Genomic DNA, 19515 nt, shown 5'->3' on the forward strand with positions numbered 1-19515 from the left:
AACACCACCCGGCTGCACGAGCACCTCGGTCAGCAGACACCTGCCGAGGTCGAAGACGCCTACTATGAACACCAGCGAGGGGAATCTCTTGCTACAGAACCCCGGAACTAAATCCAGGACGGTTCAGAGCACCAAGGACCAAGAGTTGCTCCGAGTCCGAGAAGCCGGTTCAGAATCCATGAAGAGCTACCAACCCTGAATATTGCTCCACACCTGTGGCACCAAGGTGCAAAGCAGGGGACATCTCGTCCCCGGGACGTCATGTTCCGATTGCACGTCCTAGCCTGGATATAAGCTGAGCGGCATGGAGAAGGCGCGGAGCTTCGAAGAGATCTACCGGCAGTCAGACCGATTCATCTTGGATTGGAAGGACGCAGCAGGGGACGAGCGCCAGGAAGCGCAGATGTTCGTCCGCGACCTCCTTACCGTCTACGGGCTCACGAGCTCGCGTGCGGCCCTTTACGAACGTCGTGCCAAACGAAGCTCCACTGGCCGGCAGGGATACATCGACGCTCTAGTCCCCGGCATCCTTGCTATCGAGATGAAGTCCGCCGGTGAAGACCTGGCCCAAGCTGAGGCCCAGGCACTCGATTATCTCAACGACCTGCCTGATGCAGAGTTCCCCGACTGGGTCCTCACCAGTGACTTCAAGACCTTCCGTCTGCTGAACCTCAAAGAGGGATCAGACACTGAGGCCGTCGAGTGGCCTATCGAGAGCCTCCGGGACCATGCTGACAAGCTGGCATTCTTGGCCGGATACGGGCAACGGGTGCTCTCTTTCGAGGAGCGTGAAGCAGCTTCCATCAAGGCTGCGCAGCTGATGGCTTCCCTATACGAGGGCTTGGCGGAATCCGGGTATGACGAGCACGCCTCTTCCGTGTTCATGGTGCGGTGTCTGTTCATGCTTTACGCGGATGACACCGCCCTGTGGGGAGAGCGTGACCTGTTCCTGGAGTTCCTGGAGAATCGCACCGAGGAGTCCGGTAACGACCTTGGCCCGATGATCGCCCAGCTCTTCCAGATGTTGAAGACACCGGCCGAGCGACGGCCGAAAAACCTGACCGGACTGCTGGCACGCTTCCCCTACGTCAACGGCGGGCTCTTTGAAGAAGACGTAGCCATTCCCTTCTTCGACGCTGACATGCGCCGTCGGCTTATCGAAGCCTGCTACTTCAACTGGTCAGCGATCAGCCCAGCGATTTTCGGCTCTCTGTTCCAAGCCGTGAAAGACAAGGCCGCACGCCGTTCCCTGGGCGCGCACTACACCACCGAACGGAACATTCTCCGCGTCATCAATCCGATGTTCCTCGACGAGCTCATTGAGGAGTTCGAAGCTAAGAGGGACTCGGTGCGGGGGCTGCGGAACCTGCGGGAGCGGCTGGGGCAGATGCAGTTCTTCGACCCGGCGTGTGGATGCGGAAACTTCCTGATCATCGCCTACCGGGAGATGCGCGCACTAGAGCTGCGCATCATCGAACGGATCCAGGAGCTTGAAGCTGACAGGAAGTCAGCCTCTGCTCTCGACGAAGGGCTCTTCTTCATGGGGGAGCAGGTCAGCGTGCGTATCAGGAACTTCCACGGGATTGAGATTGAGGACTGGCCCGCCCGCATTGCGGCCACCGCACTGCACCTGGTGGAGCATCAGGCAAACCAAGAGATGCAGGCCCGCCTCGGTGCAGCCCCCGAACTCCTGCCTCTGGATAAGGTCGAGACGATCCATTCCGGCAACGCCCTCCGGATGGACTGGGCTCATCTCATTGAGCCCACCGACAGTCTGTACGTGCTCGGGAACCCACCGTTCATAGGAATGAACGGCATGAGCAAAGACCAGCAAGAGGACAACCGGCAAGTCTTCGCCCTCATCGACAGCAAGGGCCTCCGCCCCGGACGGCTGGACTACGTGGCCTGTTGGTACGCCAAAACCATGCACTACCTCAACGACGTTCCTGGCGCCCGAGCAGCGTTCGTTTCAACCAACTCCATCACCCAGGGTGAGCAGGCGCGCACCATGGTCCCGTTGCTGGAGCGCAACGGGTACGAAGTCGACTTCGGCCACCAGACGTTCAAATGGACCTCCGAAGCCCCTGGCGCGGCGTCTGTGCACTGCGTCATCATCGGTTTTTCACACAGGACCCGCCCCGGGCGACGACGCCGACTGTTCACCTACGAGAACATCAACGCCGAACCGCAGGAGAAGCTCGTCAAGCGCCTGAACTTCTACCTTGCCGACGGGCCCAACATCGTCCCCGTGAAGCTACGCAGGCCCCTGGTGGAAGGCATGCCCACCTCGCACAAAGGCAGCCAGCCCACAGACGGCAAATTCTTACTCGTCAACGAAGACCAGTACGACGAGGTTGCCGCAGACTCCAGCGCCCTGCCTTACTTGAAGCGCTTCGTCCAGGGTCGCGACATGCTTCAGGAACATGAACGTCGTTGGTGTCTGTGGCTCAAAGATGCCGATCCCCGTGATCTTCGGAACTCAAAGGTGCTGCGGGAACGAATCGCGGGGGTGGAGCGGGAGCGTGCCAAATCGAAGACCGACTCTGTCCGAGAGTTTGGCAACCCGCGACTCTTCACGCAGGACCGACAGCCGGAAACTGACTACTTTGCCCTGCCGGAAGTCTCATCCGAGAACCGCGAATGGATCCCCGGACGCCTTTACAGCCCGGACGTTGTGGCTGGTAACAAGCTGATCGTCTTCCCTGACGCCAAGCCTTGGCACGCAGCTCTATTGCAGTCATCCATGTTCATGGCTTGGGTAGAAGTCTTCGCGGGCAGGCTCAAATCCGACTACTCCTTTTCCCCGGGGCTTTCCTACTTCCCGATCCCATGGCCATATCTCGACGATTCCCTCCAGGACCAGCTTGCATCTGCGTGGGCCACCGTGAGCGACGCACGAGGTCAGTTTTCGGACGCGACCCTGGCCGACCTCTACGATGCTTTCGCCATGCCTGATGTCCTACGCTCAGCGCACCGGGGCCTGGACGTCATTGTGGATAGGGCCTTCGGCTCTAACCGCCGACTGAGCGATAACACCGAGCGTCTGGAACTGCTCCTACGGCGATACCGAGATTTCGAAGATCGCGGGCTCATCACCTAGAACGCGGTTTTGAGAGCGCCTGTCCTTAGGCCAGCTGGGCACGGATGCACATAGGCCGGCATGGTCGATGAAAGACAGTCAGGGAGGAATAACGCTATGCGCTACTTCTATGACACCGAGTTCGACCAGACCGCCACCGGCTACGACCTCATCAGCATCGGAGTCGTCGCAGAGGACGGACGCACCTACGAAGCTGTCTCCGCAGAAGCCGACTGGGACCGGATCAGCCAGAACGGCTGGCTCATGGATAATGTCGTCCGGCACCTCCCGCCGCAGGACGAGTGGAAGCAACGCAGCACCATCGCAGACGAGCTGTTCATGTTCCTCACCGAAGACAATGAACGCCCCGAGCTGTGGGGCTGGTTCTCCTCCTGGGACCACACCTGCCTGAGCAAGCTCTACGGCGGTATCCCCTCACCGGACTGGCTCCCGGATTTTACTCACGACCTCCGGGCGGTCATCGAGTACATCAACCTACCCCGCAGCGTCTTCCGCCGCTTGCCGATCTTCGTCGTCAACCACAGCGCCATCGAGGATGCCTGGCGGACCAAAGAGACCTTCGACATTGTCGCGCCATTTCTCCGGACGCCGTGATCTAAATTGCGGGTCAGGTCTCGTTCGAGGCGCCCCACTCGTCGTCAAGGGAGGTCTCCATGTATCCGTTGCGGAAGATGTGGGACTGATGCTGGTGCATGTATGACCAGAACCTCAGCCATTCAGCTTCTTCCTCAGTTTCGACGATGCCCTGCGTGTGGTCGAAGAACCAAGCCATAACCTGGTTCCAGTGGGTGAATACGGTGAACATGGCTTCGCCCTTGATCTGCATCCGCTGAGCCACCGCGATGTATTGGTCCAGCTTCGTCCGCAGCTCATGGTTGATCCGCTGATCCTCTTCGCGTTGACGAACGTGGCGGCGCACCACTTCGTCACGGTGGGCTATCTCCTCACGGAGTTGGGCGTTCACCCGGCTGAGCTTCTTGAACTCTGCTGATCCCGTGAATTGCTCTAGCTGCTGCGCCTCTCGCGCAGCTAATCGGTAGTGCACTTCCTTGAGTTTCTGGCCGACAGTCTCCCTAGCGCGTTTGTTGTCCTTCCGCACCGCATTGCGCTGAATGTCGGCATCCATACGTTTACGACGCTCTCGGTCAGCCTCGGCTCTTGCCTGGGCGGCCTCAGCTCGGTGTTGTTCCTGCATCGCACGTGCCTCAGCCAGCTCTGCGTAGAGGCGAGCGGTCTGGGTCCGGTGCCCTTGCCGCTGGCGATGACGACGCTTCTTCACGCGCTCTGCGCACCGTTCTGAACAGTATTTGCGTCGTGGATGGGAGCCTTCGGGCAGGTTGATCTGGCATTCCAGGCACTGACGGGCCGGAGCTTGCGGGCGGGGCTTGGTCATTCGGCTGGCCTCTCGACGACGTTCTGAGCTAGGCGGGCATGCCCGACGTGGAACATGCGTGCGATGCGAGTGTGGAACTGCCGAGCTGAGTTGAAGCTATAGCCTGTGACTCCTTCGATCTCTTCGAAGCGCACGTCGTTCCATCGGCGATGCTGTGTGGATAGGCAGGCCCGCACCTCTACACGGTGTAAAGGCATTCCGGGGCTCTTGGGAGGGAGCAGCTGCACCAAATCCCAGTCGTTCAGCCCTGTCAGCGGTTGACGTGAGAGCGCATCCGCGGCACGTACGACATCGCAGTAGAGCTTGAACATGCGTAGATCGGTGCGGAACTGTGAATCGCTTTGATGAGCGAACTGTTGGATGAACGACGTGGCAGTACGTTCCTCCTCGCTCAGGAGGTAGCGCAAGACGAAAGAGAATCGCCGTTTGCCGAAGAGCGGTTCCAACAGGGGGAGCAACTGATTCACGTAGGTGCGGGTTTCCTCCCACGAGGCTTCCAGAAGAGGGCGATACCGGGGCTCTTCTACTCGCGTCGGGTCGAAGGCTTGTTGCTCAGCCGCGTTGAGGTCGTCCGTGACATGGAGCCACTGAACCTTCCTATTTCTCCTGGCCCAGTCGATCATCCGACTCTTCCCAACCATCTTGATGTAGGACCACATGGGGCCCTTCCGCGGGTTGTAGCGGTGGCGTTCCTTCCAGATGGCCTCGGTCGCATGGCCGGCAGCGTCCTCGGTCAGAGGGTCCCCGAAGGGTTTGCGAAGCACGTCTGCAGCGATGCTTTTGAGTGAGTTCCGCATGGAGATCAGCGCCTCTGCGTACTCCTGGTCGAACTGAGCTTCTTCGAGGACGGACCGATCAGTGAGTGCTGCCGTCATGGTGCGTTGCTCCTAACGTCGAAGGTTGGATCAGTGCTTAAGCGGCGCTCTGCTCAGAGGGGGTCGGAACGATAGCTGTCTGTCCGGCGGCGCGGCGCTCATCTACGCGGCGCTGTCGTCTTTCATCGAGAGCGGCGTATTCGGCCTCGGTGACGCGGGAGGGGATGCCGTCTTGGGCTTTGCAGTCCGGGCAGTTGCCGTCTCGGAACCCGCGGTGGGCATGCTCGGCGAAGACGCAGAGGTTCGGTCGCTTTGCCGTGTCGGCAGGGCTGGTTCCGGTGCTCTGCTGCAGCCAGGTGAGGCACTTATCGGGGGAATGGGCGAGGTAGCTGGCTACCAGGCGCTCTGGGATTTTCACCGGGCCGGTGAGGTCCGGGTCAGCGCAGATCGACTCCACTAGGGCTTGCAGAGGCTCATCCGCCAACGCATCTTCGGTCAGTCCGGAGCCGGGGTGCTCACGGATGAGCTGGTCGACATCGTGGCGAAGCCGGGGAAGGGCTATGCCCCGGTGGCGGAGAGTGGCGACCTCGGCAGTGCCGCCGCTTGCGGCTGGCTCTGCCTCGGCCTCGTAGAGCTGTGGCTCCTCCTCCTCGAAATCAACCAGCGCGGAGGTGCCCTGCTCGGGGACTGAGGAGGATGAAGAGGGGTTCTCTAGGGGATTCAAGACGGGCGCGTGAACGCTGTTCTCCGCGCGCGAGGGGTGCAGGTTCTGACGTGGGGTGGTGCAGGAACTTTCACCAGGGGGTGCAGCCTCTTGCATGAGGGGGTGAAGTTCCTTGCGCTCCTCAGGGAAACGCCCCACGCGTATACCGTCGAACTCGACCCGGGCCACGTTGAAGACGATGCGGTTGCTGATTACTCCGCCATGCTCGGCGTGCTGAAGTACGCGTGCGATCAGTCCGTGGCTTTCGAGCTCGCGAAGCCCGTTCTGAACAGTGCGAGGGGAGCGGTTGAGCTTCCGGGCGAGGGTCTTAACGTGCGGCCAGGTAACCCAGCCGCCGTCCTCATCGCGCCAGCTGCCCATATCGGCCAACAGAAGCAGCAGAGCCGTCGCACTACCGGAGAGGCGAATCGTCCCAGTCGCCGCTTGGGCCCAGGAGTTCAGGCGGTTGCTGGCGGTGGAATCACGGGGCGGTGCCAATATCGAGTCTCCTTACTCAAGTGAACGGAGACTCGCCCAGTGCTTTCTAGAAGCTGCCCAGTGCCAGTACACTGGGAGGCATTGAGATCGCGCCTACTCCGCGGTCTCCGGGCCCCGGGATGTTGCAAGCATCGCCGGGGCTTTTTCTTGTGTATGTCTCGATTATTGGTTTATCGGGATCCACCGCTGCCTGAACCTCGCCTGCGGCGCCGAAGGCACTGCCGGGGGAGTGCTGCTGCGGGCCGGCGAGGTGCTGGAGGGTCGCGATCTCGCCGTGCAGCGCCGCGGCGGCAGGGAGACTGGGATCCAGCTGCTCTCTGGGCCTGGGAGGCTGGGTCAGGGTCTGGGTATCGAGCTGAGCATGGATGCCCAGCCGGTGACCGTCGGAGTGCCGGCTGAGCCGGTCACCTTCGCGCTGAAGCCGCCGGCTGAACCGGTGCGCCACGAGCTGCTGCGCCGCGGGCCGCGGGTGGGAGTCTCCGGCGTCGGGGGCAGTGCAGAGTTCCCGTGGCGCTGGTGGATCGACGGCGACCGCAGCGTCTCGGCCTACCGCCCGGGAAAGAACGTCCCGGGTCGCTGAGGTAGGCCGCTGAACACTGCAGCACGGCCGCGGCGCAGAAAACGGCCCGGCCTGAGTCGCTGCTCAGGCCGGGCCGTCCGCCTCATCAGGCCAGCGCGTCGATGACCGACTTGGTGACGTCCACTGTCGTGGCTGCCCCTCCCACGTCAGGAGTGAGGACTCGCCGGCGACATGTGTCCTCGATGGCCAGTTGAAGGCGCTTCGCTTCATCTGGAAGGCCCAAGTGGTCCAGCATTAGTGCGGCAGAGCCGAGTGCTCCGAGCGGGTTGCAGAGGCCCTGGCCGGCGATGTCTGGGGCTGAGCCGTGAACCGGCTCGAACATGCTGGGGTAACGCCGTTCGGGGTTGAGGTTCGCGCTGGCCGCCAGCCCCAGGCTGCCTGCCAGGGCACTTCCCAAGTCCGAGAGGATGTCTGCATTCAGGTTGGAAGCGACCACGACGTCGAGATCTTCGGGGTGGAGGATGAACTTAGCCGACATAGCGTCGACCAGTACGCTTTCAGTTTCCACGTCTGGGTAATCGGCGGCGACCCGGTCGAAGACCTCGTCCCACAACACCATGCCGTACTGCTGAGCATTGCTCTTGGTGACGCTGGAGACCTTCTTCCCTGGACGCGTCTGAGCCAGTTCGAAAGCGAAGCGCAGAATGCGCTCACAGCCGACCTCGGTGAAGACCGCAGATTGAGTGGCGACCTGACCTTGTCCTGGGCGGCCGCTGAAGTTGCGACCACCGAAACCCGCATATTCGCCTTCCGAGTTTTCGCGGACCACGACCCAGTCCAGATGTGTGTCATCTGCTCTGCGCAGAGGGCTCTGTATGCCGGGCAGAAAATTGACTGGCCGGATGTTGGCCCATTGATCGAAACCCTGGCACAGACGCAGGCGCAGCCCCCACAGGCTGACGTGGTCTGGCACCGTCGGCCATCCCACGGCACCGAAATAGATGGCGTCAGCGTCTTTGACCTGGTCCGGGCCGTCCTCCGGCATCATCACGCCGTGTTGTGCGTAGTAGTCGCTTCCCCAGTCGTACTCCCGCCAGTCAAAGTTGAACGCCCCACCGGAAACATCAGCCAGTGTGTCGAGTACCTGCCTGCCGGCAGCCACCACTTCCTGTCCCACGCCGTCTGCGGGGATCGCAGCGATGGTGAAGGTCTTAGTCTCGTTGTCGCGCGTCGTCATTGAAAGCTCCAGGTTCGTCGGGACGTTCTGTATTCAGTAGACGCAATGACCGCGAGTCGTGTCCAAGTTCTGGTGCCAATCCAACTGATAAACACTACCTATGGAAGGCTGTCTCTTCGCCGGCCAACTCCTCGGCCAGGGAGAGGTACGCCTTCGCGCCAGGTGTGAGCCCCTGTCTGCGATGGAGAAGGGAGACGTTGAGGTAGACCGCTGGTTCGATCCGCCGCACTCGGCACCCGCTCGACGTTGCGAGTTCCTTCCAGGAGCTGGGCATCACCGCATGCCCCAGGCCGGCTAGGACGAAGGGCAGAAGTGACGTGCGGTGGGCGACTTCAGCCACCACGCGGGCTCCGGTGTCAGTATTGACGGCCTCGTCCACCAGACGGCGCATGAGACTTCCTCGTGGGGAGGCCACGATGTTCAGACCCGGCCAGTCTTGCGGACGTATCGTGCCGGGTCCCTCGCTGCCGGGCGGTGAAATCATGATCAGCGGCTGTCGCCCCAGATGCAGGCACCTGAGATCTGGGATCTGCGGTGTCTGGGCGGATCCGAGCAGTCCGATTTCAGCCCGCCCGGAACGAACGGACTCGGTGACCTCTTCCGGCGTGAAAGCGCCGCTGACGGAAATGCTCATCGCAGGATGGTGGCGGTTGAACCGGCTGGTCAAGGTTGTCAAGGGCTCGATGCCGGCGGACGGCATGGCGGCGATATCCACCTGTCCCTGCTCGAGGTCTCGGGTGGAATGCACTGCGGAGCGAGCCATATCTAGATCCCGTAGGACCTGCCGAGCCGGGTCCACAAGGTGACGTCCCGGTTCGCTGAGTTCCACTCCGCGGCCCACTCGGTGAAACAAACTGATGCCGAGGTCTCGTTCGAGCTGCTTGATGGCCTGGGACAGGGACGGCTGAGACACATGGACGGCCTCCGCAGCTCTGCCGAAGCCGCCATGATCCACGATTGCCAGAAAGTATGAGAGTAGTCGAGCGTCCACAGGCCCCTCCTATAGGTACAGCTTATGTCCCTCAAAGATAAACGGTCTTGGACGTGACGTGCGTCACTGCCAGACGGTGGGGGTGTTGATGACGCAAAGGAGAGCATTGTGAGCACAGAGGCTGACGGAACGACCTTTTCTGATGATCGGGCACCCCGTACTGACGTCAATAAAGCACTGATGGGTGGTGCGACCTACCGCAGCCTGTCCGAACAGAAGCTTTCTCCGCAGGAAGAGCGTTTTGAGAAGGCACGCCGCACCTCTGGCTATGTCCTGGCCCCGTTGGCTGCTGTCGCCGTATGGTGCGTACCGCTGGATATAGAGGCACACCAGCAGAGTCTCGCGGCAGTGCTCGCAGCGGTGATCGTCCTGTGGTTCTGTGAGACGGTTCCCATTCCGGTGGGTGGCCTCATCGGAGTGTCAGCCATCGTCCTGGTGGGAGTGGCCCCTGCGAGTGATGTCCTCGCTCCGTTCGGCTCCCCGACCATCTTCACCTTCGTCGGCGCCTTCATCCTTGCTCAGGCCATGCTCAAGCACGGGGTTGCACAACGGCTGGCGTACTTCGTCTTGGCGCTGCCCGGGGTCGGCAAATCCACGGTGCGCATCATCGTGGCCTTCGGTGTCATCACCGCACTGCTGTCAGCACTGATCTCCAACACAGCTACTGTCGCCATGTTGCTCCCTACGGCACTGGGGATTCTGGCTGTCATCGCTCGGATGATGCAGGAGAAGGGGCTAGTCAAGCCTGATTTCGATCCCACGCGACTGCGCGTAGGTACAGCTTTGATGCTCATGCTTGCCTACGGTGCTGGTGTCGGTGGACTCCTGACTCCCGTGGGGGCCCCACCGAATCTGATCGGGCGAGGACTGATCGAAGAGGCCACGGGGGAGCGCATCACCTTTGCGCAGTGGATCGGTGCGGCTGCTCCTGTGTCCCTGGTGCTCTTCGGCGTGCTGCTGCTGGTGCTGCTGTTGGTGAACAAGCCTGAGGTGCGTCGCATTGAGGGAGTGGAGGGATACATCGCGGAGCGGCGCGCTGAGCAGGGATCCATCTCGCGTGCGGAATGGAACACGATCATCGCCTTTGCTCTGACAGTGACTCTGTGGCTTCTTCCCTCCGTTGCGGGGGTCGTCGTAGGCATGGACAGTTCCACATATGAATTTCTGGATGACCGGCTCAATGAGGGTGTTGTGGCCGTAGTCGGAGCCTCTCTGCTGTTCATCCTTCCCACCAACTGGAGCAAGCGGCAGTCGACCCTGAACTGGTCTGACGCTTCGAAGATCGACTGGGGAACCATCATCCTCTTTGGTACGGGGATGATCTTTGGCAGCCTGCTCTCCAGTACTGGGCTGGCTGAGACGATCGGAGAGAACCTCTTCGGTACGCTCGGAGTGGGTACTCCCTTTGCCATCACTCTGCTGGCGGCTTTCCTCGCTCTTATGATCTCGGAGACCACCAGTAATACCGCTAGTGCGGCAGTGGTGGTCCCGATTGTGCTGCCCCTTGCTGCTGCAGCGGGAGTCGACCCGATGATCCCAGCCATGGCGGCCACTCTGGGGGCCTCATTCGGTTTCATGCTCCCTGTCGCCACACCGCAGAACGCTATTGTCTACGGCTCCGGAATCGTGCCGATCACTCAGATGATCAAGACTGGGATAGGGCTCAATGTTGTGGGCGGCCTCATTCTGGTGTTGATGCTTCCTGTGACCGCCGGACTGGTGGGGATTGGGGCGTAAGTGAGAACTGGAAGCGCCAGAGCTTGCCGGAGGACTCGACTATGAAGATTGTGTGCGTGCCGGATTCGTTCAAGGGCTCATTGACTGGCGCTGAGGCGACTATGGCGATGGCCAGGGGAGCTCGGCAAGTCATGCCTGAAGCGGAGGTTGTTCAGCAACCATTTGCGGATGGGGGAGAAGGCACCCTGGACGCTCTGATGGCGGTTTGGGGGCAATCGGTACGCACTGTCGAGGCCGTTGACGCTCTCCGTCGACCGTGCATCGCCCGCTACGGGCTTTCCCCGGACGGCCACACTGCCATTATCGAGGCAGCCGAGGCTATCGGGCTTCCTCGGGTTGCCGATGTGCCACAGCAACCCCGCCTCGCGGACACATGTGGCGTAGGGCAGATCGCGTCCCACGTGCTCGACATAGGAGTCGAAGAGATCTTGCTGTGTATCGGAGGCTCAGCGACCACCGACGGCGGTACCGGGATGATCACGGCCCTGGGTGGCTGCTTCCTGGACAGCTCTGGCAGGAAGGTGCCGTCGGGTGGCGGAGCGCTGAGTGTGGTCAGCAGCGTGAACCTGGAGGATTTGCATCCCCGTGCTTCAGAAGTCCGTTGGCGGATTGCTTCCGATGTCGACAACCCGCTGACCGGTCCACGTGGGGCAGCCGCCGTCTTCGGCCCGCAGAAGGGCGCCGATGATGGCGACGTCGCTGCGCTTGATGCGGGTCTTCACCACCTGGCAGATATCTTGGCGGAGGCTTCCGGGGAAGACGCTGGTCAGCTGAGGACACGCAGAGGTTTCGGGGCGGCCGGAGGCATTCCTGTCGCCCTAGTCAGCTTGCTGGACGCTGAGGTGGTGCCTGGGGCGACCCTGGTGGCTGACGCGATCGGTCTCGCCGAGGTGCTCGATGGCGCCGATCTTGTGCTCACCGGCGAGGGCCGGCTCGACAACCAGTCCTTGGGCGGCAAAGTGGTTGACGCTGTTGCGCTCCGAGCTCCTGAAGGTGCTGTCGTCGTGGCCATTGCTGGGGGAGTGCAGCTCCGTGTGGCGGAGTGTCGCCGCACCTCAATCGCCGCAGCCTTCTCCATTGCCCCGGGGGCGGCTAGTCTGTGCGAGCTTCAGCAGGAAGCCGCCAACTTGGTTGAACAGACCGCCGCTCACGTCACTTCGTTGTTTACCGCCGCAACGCGGGGCCGCCGTAGCTCCTTCGACCTATCGTCGTAGGTAGCCGTGTCACGGTCTTGGTGTCTGTCGCCGCCCCGCCTGCGCTTCCCTTTCCTCAGGGTGGTACGCCCCTCAGCTCCTAGAGTTAGGGAGACAGCGCAGAAAACGGCCCGGCCTGAGTCGCTGCTCAGGCCGGGCCGTCCACCTACCTTGTTGAGAGTGCGGAACACTCTCGCGCACCTACCAGAAGAGTCTCACTGACCTGAGGTCAGCAAGTGTCGGGCCTGGCAGAACCCGAGACTGTGAGGGGTCACGCCCCTGAGAAGGCTCAGTGGTCGTGGTCCTCATGGTCGTCCTCGTCATGATCGTGGTCACTGTGATCGCCCTCGGCGTCGTCCTCGTCCTCGTCGTGGTCGTGCTCGTCATGATCGTGGTCTTCGTGATCATGCTCGTCGGCTTCGTCCTCTTCGTAGTCGTCGGAGACGCCCTCGACGGGACGGCCGTCCACCGGTTCGATCTCATTGGGGACGAAGTCCAGCTCCGCACTCTGGATGACCTCGAGCTCGGTCAGGTCGACCATGTGGATCTCCTGAGTCTCCGGCTCGGTGATGTAGGCGACGTCGTCCACCACGCGGATGGCCGGGCGCGGCTCCTGCCACTCCTCAGGCTCAGTCCACTCCTCGACCACGTCCAGGTGGTCGGTGTGTTCTCCGGTCTCCGGATCGATCACGTGGAGCTGGCCGTCCTCGGTCAGCACCAGGGCCTCTCCCTCGGGGCCGCGGGCAAGATTGCGGAAGTTGTACGGGGATCCGACGTCCACAGTGGTGATCTCGCCGGCCTCGGCATCCACCAGGGCGACCTCGGTCATCTCGCCCCCGTCCTCGTCCTCGTTGTAGTCACCCAGGAAGATGGAGGATCCCTCAGCGGGGAACAGGTTGCCGATCCGGGAGTACTCCTCACCGGAGTCGATCTTCTCGAAGGATTCGCCGTCGAAGACGAGCACGCCGTCCTCGCAGCCGACAGCGATCATGCCGTCCGGGCCGGCTGCCTCACCGTGCACACCGGGGCACTCCTCACTGCGGTCCACCTCATCGCCTTCGGCATCGAGGAAGCGGGCTCCGGAGCGGTCCTCCAGCGTCTCGAAGCGCGATCCGTCCTCCTCGACCAGTGCCACGCCGTGGTGAGCGCCTTCGCTCTCGAAGGCCTCGGTCTCGATGCTCTCGGCCTCAACATCCAGGTCCGCGAGCTCCAAGGAGTGATAGTCACCGGTGCCGTCGAAGAACAGGGTGCCCAGCCCCTCGTGGGAGACCACGTGGGCCGGAGCGTCACCGTCGACGGTGAGGTCAGACAGGTGAGGGTCGGTGGAGTAGTAGTGGTTGTGATCCCCATGCGGCTCGCCCCAGGTGCCGGCGTCGAGCAGGCGGAAGGACTCGCCTTCGGTGAGGAAGAAGTGGCGGCCGTCGCCGGCCGGATTCACACGCAGGAAGCCCTGGGCGTCGAAATCCCCGAGGCTCTCCAGGCTCGTGCCGTCGACCACGGAGACTCCACCGTCGTAGGTGATGGCCAGGCGCGGAGAGGGGCCGCCCTCTTCGAAGGTCTCACGCTCGCCGGGATCGGCGGCGGATGTCTCCTGGGTGCCCTCAGTGCCTTCCGTGTTCTCCTCGTCCTCGGCTCCTGCGTCGGCGCAGGCGGTCAGCGCGAAGGCGGAGATCAGGGCGAGTGAGGTGATGGAGTGACTCATAGTTCTCATGAGAATCATTATCACCATACTGTTATGAGAGTCTGCAAATCGTTCGCAATAACATGCGGGGCGAGGGTGCAGCGGATGCACCGAGGGCCCGAATCTCCCCGGTGGAGATGCGGGCCCTCAGTGACGCAGTGGCGGGTGTGATCAGATACGCCCGGAACTGGTGTTGATTTCGGTGAGATGGAGGCACGATGTGATCACACCTCGGCGGCAGGCCGCCGTCGTCGGCATCGGGATCTCGCGACGCCGGCGGCTTCAGCCCTGCCGGGCCTTCAGTCGCGGATTCTTCTTGTTGATGACATAGGTCTTACCTCGGCGACGGACCACCTGCGAGCCAGGCTTGTTCTTCAGCGAGCGGATCGATTTGCGCACCTGCATGGCATCCTCCTGTTGATAATGAGTAGCATTAGCGTCTGATCATACCGATTCGAGGAACAGGTGACGAATGTCCGAGGAAGCCCGCCCAACCGGAAGAGTCGATGCAGTGGCCGTGGTGGGGGCCTGTGTCTCCGAGCGGCAGGAGTACGCCCGGCGCCTGGCGCACAGCCGCGGCCACGTGATGGTCCCGGCCCATCGGGTCCGGCAGAACCCCGCCGTGGTGGACCAGGCTCGGGATCTGCTGCGCCGCGTGCCCGGTCATGCGGGGATGCTGGTGGAGTACCCCATGGAGATCCCTGCCATGGATGTGGTCGCTGAGCTTGCCGACCCGTGCGGGGAGACCCGGCTGCAGGACCTGATCTGCGTGGTCGACGCCGCCCACCTGTTGGGCGATCTGGAGGGCCAGGACTATGTTCGGCTGCCCTTTTCTGCGGCGGAGGGAGAGGAGGGCGTGGCGCACTTCAGCTCTCGTGCGGAGCTGATCGTCACCCAGATCGAGTTCGCCTCCTCCGTGCTGCTGGTGAACTGGCAGCAGCTTCCGCACCAGCGGCTCTCCCTGGTGATGGCGCTGATCAGCCATCTGAGCCCGCAGGCCAGGCTCGATCTGGTGGACCCGGAGCAGAGCCTGGACGATGCGGGGCAGGGGATCGTTGCCGCTGAGCCGTACTCCGCCGAACAGACCCGGGCGGGCTGGGTCAATCTGCTCAACGACCACTTCGCCCCGGAGTTCCTGAGCGCGGCCGTGGGTGCGCTGCGCTATGAGCAGCTGCGGCCGTTCCATCCCGGGCGGCTCCACGACCTGCTGACCGAACAGCTGGAGAGCGGTGAATTCGGCCTGGTGCTGCGCTCAGCGGGCTTCTGTCGTCTGGCCACCCGCGCCCACGTCACCGCCCAATGGGACCAGGTGGGACCCCAGTTCTCGCTGACGCCGCTGGCCTTCGACCACCAGCTGGGTGAGGCGGACGAGCTGCTGGCCATCGGGCAGGACCTGGCGTTCATCGGTCTGGGGCTGGACGTCGAAGCCTTGCGGCAGGGGCTGGACCGCGCAGCCCTCACGGACGCTGAGCTGGCGTCCGGCCCTGAGCTCTGGGCGAGCTTCCCCGATTCCTTCCCCGAATGGCGGACCATCGGCGGATGATCGGGCCACCGGCAGATGGCCGGAAGTCATATCGCGTTCACCTGATCGGGGGTAGACTCTATGGTCATCCGATTTCAGACATGAGAGCCGCACCGCTTGATGAGTGACACCACGATCGCCGCCTCCGACGTCCCCGTCCCACCGCTGGAGGGAGGAGTTGAGGAAGAGCGCGAATATGTCGGTCTGCTGTACAGCAGGCTCGATGAGCTGCGCGCTGAGAAGGAGGAGCAGCTCAGTCGGGTCCGCGGCAGCGGTGCCGTGGGGACCATGCAGAACGTCTCTGAGCGTGACGCCTTCGCCACGATGTATGAGGACCGGCTGGCCCAGCTCAACGCCGTCGACGACCGCCTGGTCTTCGGCCGCCTGGATCTGGACTCCGGCGAATGCCGCTACATCGGACGCATCGGCCTGACCGACCAGCACCAGCAGCGGCTGATGCTGGACTGGCGCGCCCCCGAGGCCGGCGTCTTCTATCAGGCCACCGCCTTCGAGCGCCAGGGTGTGCGCCGGCGTCGTCATCTGCTGCTGAAGCGCCGGGACGTCCAAGGTGTGGAGGACGAGGTCCTGGACGCGGACCTGTTGGACGAGGACACCGAGAACCACGGCGACGGCGCCCTGCTGGCTGCGCTCAAGGCGCGCCGCACCGGCCAGATGGGTGACATCGTCGCCACCATCCAGGCCGAGCAGGACCGCATCATCCGTGCCGATCTCCCCGGGGTCATGGTGGTCCAGGGCGGCCCGGGCACCGGCAAGACCGCCGTGGCCCTGCACCGTGCGGCCTATCTGCTCTACAGCCACCGGGAGCGGCTGAAGTCTGCCGGTGTGCTGATCGTGGGGCCCAACTCCACGTTCATGTCCTATATCGATCGTGTGCTGCCCTCCCTGGGCGAGACCGGCGTGGTCATGTCTTCGCTCTCCGAGCTGTATCCGGGCGTGCGCGGGATCGAGGAGCAGGACCCGAACGTCGATGAGATCAAGGGACGGCTGGACTGGACCCAGATCATCGCCGACGCGGTGGCCCACCGTCAGCGCACCATCGCTGAGCCGCGCGACGTCGTCATCGACGGGATCCGCGTGAGCGTCACCCCAGCGATCATCAACCGTGGCCGTGAGCGTGCCCGTGCCACCGGCAAGCCCTATAATGAGGCCCGCTCCACCTTCGTCAAAGTGGTGGTCAAGGACATCGCGGAGAAGCTCGAGAAGATCGTCGAGAAGCGTTCCGAGGGCAATGAGGCCGACCGTTCTTATCTGGTGGAGGATGTGCGCCAGTCCCGCCAGGTCCGCACGCTGCTGAACATGTGCTGGATGCCGCGGACCCCGCAGAACCTGCTGGAGGACCTCTTCTCCAGGCCGCAGTACCTGGCCGACGTCGCTCCGCAGCTCACGCGGCAGGAGCGCGACCTGCTGGCCCGCGAGAAGGGGACTCCCTTCACCATCTCGGATGTGGCGCTGCTGGATGAGGCCGCTGAGCTGCTGGGCGATCTCGATGAGACCGCCGGCCGTGAGGAGGCCCGTCAGAAGGCCGCCCGGGAGAAGGACCTGGAGAACGCGCAGAAGGCCGTGGAGAACGCCACCCCGCAGCTGGCGGAGATGGGCATCGAGGGCTTCCTCGACGCCGAGTCGGTGGCCGCGATGAACGACGAGTCCGGTCCGAGCCTCTCGGCCTCGGAGCGTGCTCAGGTGGACCGCACCTGGACATACGGCCATGTGGTCGTCGATGAGGCCCAGGAGCTCTCACCCATGCAGTGGCACGTGCTCATGCGCCGCTGCCCGCTGAAGTCCTTCACTGTGGTGGGAGACATCGCGCAGGGCTCCTCCCCGTCTGCGGCCCATAGCTGGGCCTCGGCCATGGAGCCCTTCGTGGGGGAGCGGATGCGCGTGGAGGAGCTCACCGTCAACTACCGCACCCCGCGGAACATCGTGGACCTGGCCGAGGGCATCGCCCGGGCCAACGGCCTGGAGATCACCTCTCTGCGCACAGTCCGCGACGGCGACTACGAGCCCATCGTCGAGCAGGTCGACGCTGAGCAGCTGCTCAGTGCAGCCCGCGACGCCGTCGGCGCGGAGCAGAAGCGCATCGGCGAGGGCCTGGTGGCCGCCATCGTCCCCGAGCCGCTGGTGGGGCAGGTCCGCGATCAGCTGGCAGAGCTCCACGGCGACCGCGTGGGCAGGGGAGCGGGATCGCTCAGCCAGGACGTGGTGGTGCTCTCTGCAGAGGAGGCCAAGGGCCTGGAGTTCGACGCCGTGGTCCTGGTGGAGCCTGCCGATCTGCTGGAGGAGGCCCACGGGAAGATCGGCAGCCTCTATGTGGCGCTGACCCGTCCGACGCATGCGTTGCATGTGGTCGCGTCCAAGCCGCTGCCCGCCGGGTTCTGATGTAACGTACCGGTGTGGACGAGAAACATCATGGTGGAGAGGATGCCGTGCAGAGCAATCCCGCGCTGAACGACCAGCGTAATGATCCGAGCTTCGAGAACGTCTGGCAGGAGCTCAAGTGGCGTGGACTCGTCCACGTCTCCACGGACGAGGATGCCTTGGAAGAGGCGCTGGCCGGGGACCCGATCACCTACTACTGTGGCTTCGATCCCACGGCGGCCTCCCTGCACTTGGGCCACCTGGTCCAGCTGCTGACCATGCGCCGCATGCAGCTGGCCGGCCATAAGCCCCTGGGCCTGGTCGGCGGCGCCACCGGTCTGATCGGTGACCCCCGTCAGACCGGAGAGCGTGTGCTCAACACCGCGGAGATGATCTCCGGGTGGGTGGAGAGTCTGCAGAACCAGGTCAAGCACTACATCTCCTTCGAGGGCGACAACGCTGCGCGCATGGTCAACAACCTCGACTGGTGGCAGAGCGTCGGCGCCCTGGAGATGCTGCGCGACATCGGCAAGTACTTCCGTGTGGGCACGATGACCAAGAAGGAGATCGTGGCCAAGCGCCTGAACTCCGAGGAAGGCATCTCCTACACCGAGTTCAGCTACCAGATCCTGCAGGGCTACGACTACCTGCAGCTGTACCGCGACTACGGCTGCTCCCTGCAGTTCGGGGGCTCCGATCAGTGGGGCAACATCACTTCGGGCACCGAGCTGGTGCGCCGCGTGCAGAACAGCCACGTGCATGCACTGGGCACCCCGCTGATCACCAACTCGGACGGGACCAAGTTCGGCAAGTCCGAGGGCAACGCCATCTGGCTGGACTCCGAGCTGTGCTCGCCTTACACCTTCTACCAGTTCTGGCTCAACCAGGCTGATGCTGATGTGATCGACCGGCTCAAAGTCTTCACCTTCCGCCGCCGCGAAGAGATCGAGGCTTTGGCCGAGGCAGTGCAGAACGAGCCCTTCCGCCGTGAGGCTCAGAAGACTCTCGCCTGGGATGTGACCTCACTGGTCCACGGCGAGGAGGCGACCCGCAAGGTGATCGCAGCCTCCGAGGCGCTCTTCGGCAAGGGCGAGATCAGTGAGATCGATCTGCCCACGCTGAAGTCGGTGGCGGCAGAGGTCCCCTCGGCAGAGGTGCCGGCAGCTGAGGCGACTGCGGTGAAGCTGCTCGTGGACACCGGTCTGGTGGGCAGCAATGGTGAAGCTCGGCGAACCATCAAGGACGGCGGCGCATCGGTGAACAACCAGAAGGTCACCGATGGTGAAGCTGTTCTCCAGGACAGCGAATGGCTCCACGGCGAGTACGTCCTGGTCCGCCGCGGCAAGAAGAATCTCGCCGTGGCCCGGAGGGAATGACCTCCTCCATAGAAGCCCTCGTCTTCCCAGGTCAGAGCCGGTCTGAGAGATCGGCAGGGGAGTGGCCGAGGTCACTGCAGATCGGGTTTGCAGAGCCCTCAGCGAGTGTGTAAAGTATTCATCCGTGCCCAGGGCGCATGGCTGAGAGGCCAGGCCGGTCGGAAAAGCGGAATGCGGACTGATCAGCTTTCCTGGTGTACGATTAAGCGGCAGTTTTGCTGCGTTTGTTCTTTCTTATAAATTAGATATCTGGTCCTGCATGACTGGACACAGGGGATTTGTTTTCTCTGGATGGTCTGGTAAGGTTATGCGGCCGGCTGGTTCGGATTGAGGATCATGCGGAAACGCTGATTTGACGAGCTGGTCAGGATGG

General features: G+C 62.9%; 15 protein-coding genes and 2 pseudogenes. 8 read left to right on the forward strand and 9 right to left on the reverse strand.

The annotated features are described in order from the left end of the window. Positions 1-304 precede the first annotated feature (304 nt). The gene (locus tag IEW85_RS13820) at positions 305-3100 is read left to right on the forward strand and encodes a class I SAM-dependent DNA methyltransferase (RefSeq protein WP_188686946.1); all 2796 of its coding nucleotides are present in this window, start codon (positions 305-307) and stop codon (positions 3098-3100) included. Positions 3101-3196: 96 nt separating this feature from the next. Further along, on the forward strand, positions 3197-3694 hold the full coding sequence (locus IEW85_RS13825; protein ID WP_188686950.1) for a 3'-5' exoribonuclease domain-containing protein: 498 nt from the start codon (positions 3197-3199) through the stop codon (positions 3692-3694). A gap of 13 nt (positions 3695-3707) precedes the next feature. On the opposite strand, the gene IEW85_RS13830 is transcribed toward IEW85_RS13825, so the two are convergent. The 4 genes and pseudogenes from IEW85_RS13830 to IEW85_RS14785 form a co-directional block, all read right to left on the reverse strand. Beyond that, positions 3708-4493, reverse strand: a complete 786-nt coding sequence (locus IEW85_RS13830) for a hypothetical protein (RefSeq protein ID WP_188686952.1) — start codon at positions 4491-4493, stop codon at positions 3708-3710. Then, positions 4490-5368 (reverse strand): sigma factor, encoded by an 879-nt coding sequence (locus IEW85_RS13835; protein ID WP_188686955.1) that lies wholly within the window; start codon positions 5366-5368, stop codon positions 4490-4492. The genes IEW85_RS13830 and IEW85_RS13835 overlap by 4 nt, the downstream gene beginning before the upstream one ends. Positions 5369-5405: 37 nt before the next feature. Beyond that, entirely contained in the window at positions 5406-6200 is a 795-nt protein-coding gene (locus IEW85_RS13840) for a hypothetical protein (protein WP_229659056.1), read from the reverse strand. A gap of 72 nt (positions 6201-6272) precedes the next feature. Continuing rightward, positions 6273-6509, reverse strand: a pseudogene (locus tag IEW85_RS14785) (helix-turn-helix domain-containing protein); the annotation flags it as partial. A 172-nt stretch (positions 6510-6681) separates the two neighbouring features. Here IEW85_RS14785 and IEW85_RS13845 point away from each other — a divergent pair. Continuing rightward, positions 6682-7089: a DNA-3-methyladenine glycosylase gene (locus tag IEW85_RS13845; RefSeq protein ID WP_268234686.1), complete on the forward strand. Its 408-nt coding sequence runs from the start codon at positions 6682-6684 to the stop codon at positions 7087-7089. Between the two features lie 85 nt (positions 7090-7174). Here IEW85_RS13845 and IEW85_RS13850 read toward each other — a convergent pair whose 3' ends face one another. The 3 genes and pseudogenes from IEW85_RS13850 to IEW85_RS14605 all read right to left on the reverse strand — a co-directional run. Next, positions 7175-8266, reverse strand: coding sequence for a tartrate dehydrogenase (locus IEW85_RS13850; protein WP_188686963.1), 1092 nt, complete (start codon positions 8264-8266; stop codon positions 7175-7177). Positions 8267-8360: 94 nt separating this feature from the next. Further along, entirely contained in the window at positions 8361-9029 is a 669-nt protein-coding gene (locus IEW85_RS13855; protein ID WP_229659060.1) for a LysR substrate-binding domain-containing protein, read from the reverse strand. A gap of 54 nt (positions 9030-9083) precedes the next feature. Then, positions 9084-9257: pseudogene (locus tag IEW85_RS14605) on the reverse strand (LysR family transcriptional regulator); the annotation flags it as partial. Positions 9258-9365: 108 nt separating this feature from the next. On the opposite strand from IEW85_RS14605, the gene IEW85_RS13860 reads away from it, so the two are divergent. Beyond that, the gene (locus IEW85_RS13860) at positions 9366-10994 is read left to right on the forward strand and encodes an SLC13 family permease (protein ID WP_229659057.1); all 1629 of its coding nucleotides are present in this window, start codon (positions 9366-9368) and stop codon (positions 10992-10994) included. A 41-nt stretch (positions 10995-11035) separates the two neighbouring features. Beyond that, a complete protein-coding gene (locus tag IEW85_RS13865; RefSeq protein WP_188686968.1) occupies positions 11036-12208 on the forward strand; it encodes a glycerate kinase in 1173 nt (390 codons plus the stop codon). A gap of 268 nt (positions 12209-12476) precedes the next feature. On the opposite strand, the gene IEW85_RS13870 is transcribed toward IEW85_RS13865, so the two are convergent. Next, positions 12477-13898 carry a hypothetical protein gene (locus IEW85_RS13870; protein WP_229659058.1) on the reverse strand — a complete coding sequence of 474 codons (1422 nt, stop codon included), beginning with the start codon at positions 13896-13898 and terminating at the stop codon, positions 12477-12479. Positions 13899-14150: 252 nt separating this feature from the next. After that, entirely contained in the window at positions 14151-14273 is a 123-nt protein-coding gene (ykgO, locus tag IEW85_RS13875; protein ID WP_188686973.1) for a type B 50S ribosomal protein L36, read from the reverse strand. A gap of 67 nt (positions 14274-14340) precedes the next feature. On the opposite strand from ykgO, the gene IEW85_RS13880 reads away from it, so the two are divergent. From IEW85_RS13880 to tyrS, 3 genes are all read left to right on the forward strand, one after another. Then, positions 14341-15411: a GTP-binding protein gene (locus IEW85_RS13880; protein ID WP_188686976.1), complete on the forward strand. Its 1071-nt coding sequence runs from the start codon at positions 14341-14343 to the stop codon at positions 15409-15411. Positions 15412-15510: 99 nt separating this feature from the next. Further along, positions 15511-17787 (forward strand): HelD family protein, encoded by a 2277-nt coding sequence (locus IEW85_RS13885; protein WP_188686979.1) that lies wholly within the window; start codon positions 15511-15513, stop codon positions 17785-17787. A 47-nt stretch (positions 17788-17834) separates the two neighbouring features. Further along, positions 17835-19142 (forward strand): tyrosine--tRNA ligase, encoded by a 1308-nt coding sequence (tyrS, locus tag IEW85_RS13890; RefSeq protein WP_188686985.1) that lies wholly within the window; start codon positions 17835-17837, stop codon positions 19140-19142. The last annotated feature ends 373 nt before the right edge of the window (positions 19143-19515 follow it).

The sequence above is a fragment of the Nesterenkonia cremea genome (assembly GCF_014642675.1).
Taxonomy (GTDB): Bacteria; Actinomycetota; Actinomycetes; order Actinomycetales; family Micrococcaceae; genus Nesterenkonia; species Nesterenkonia cremea.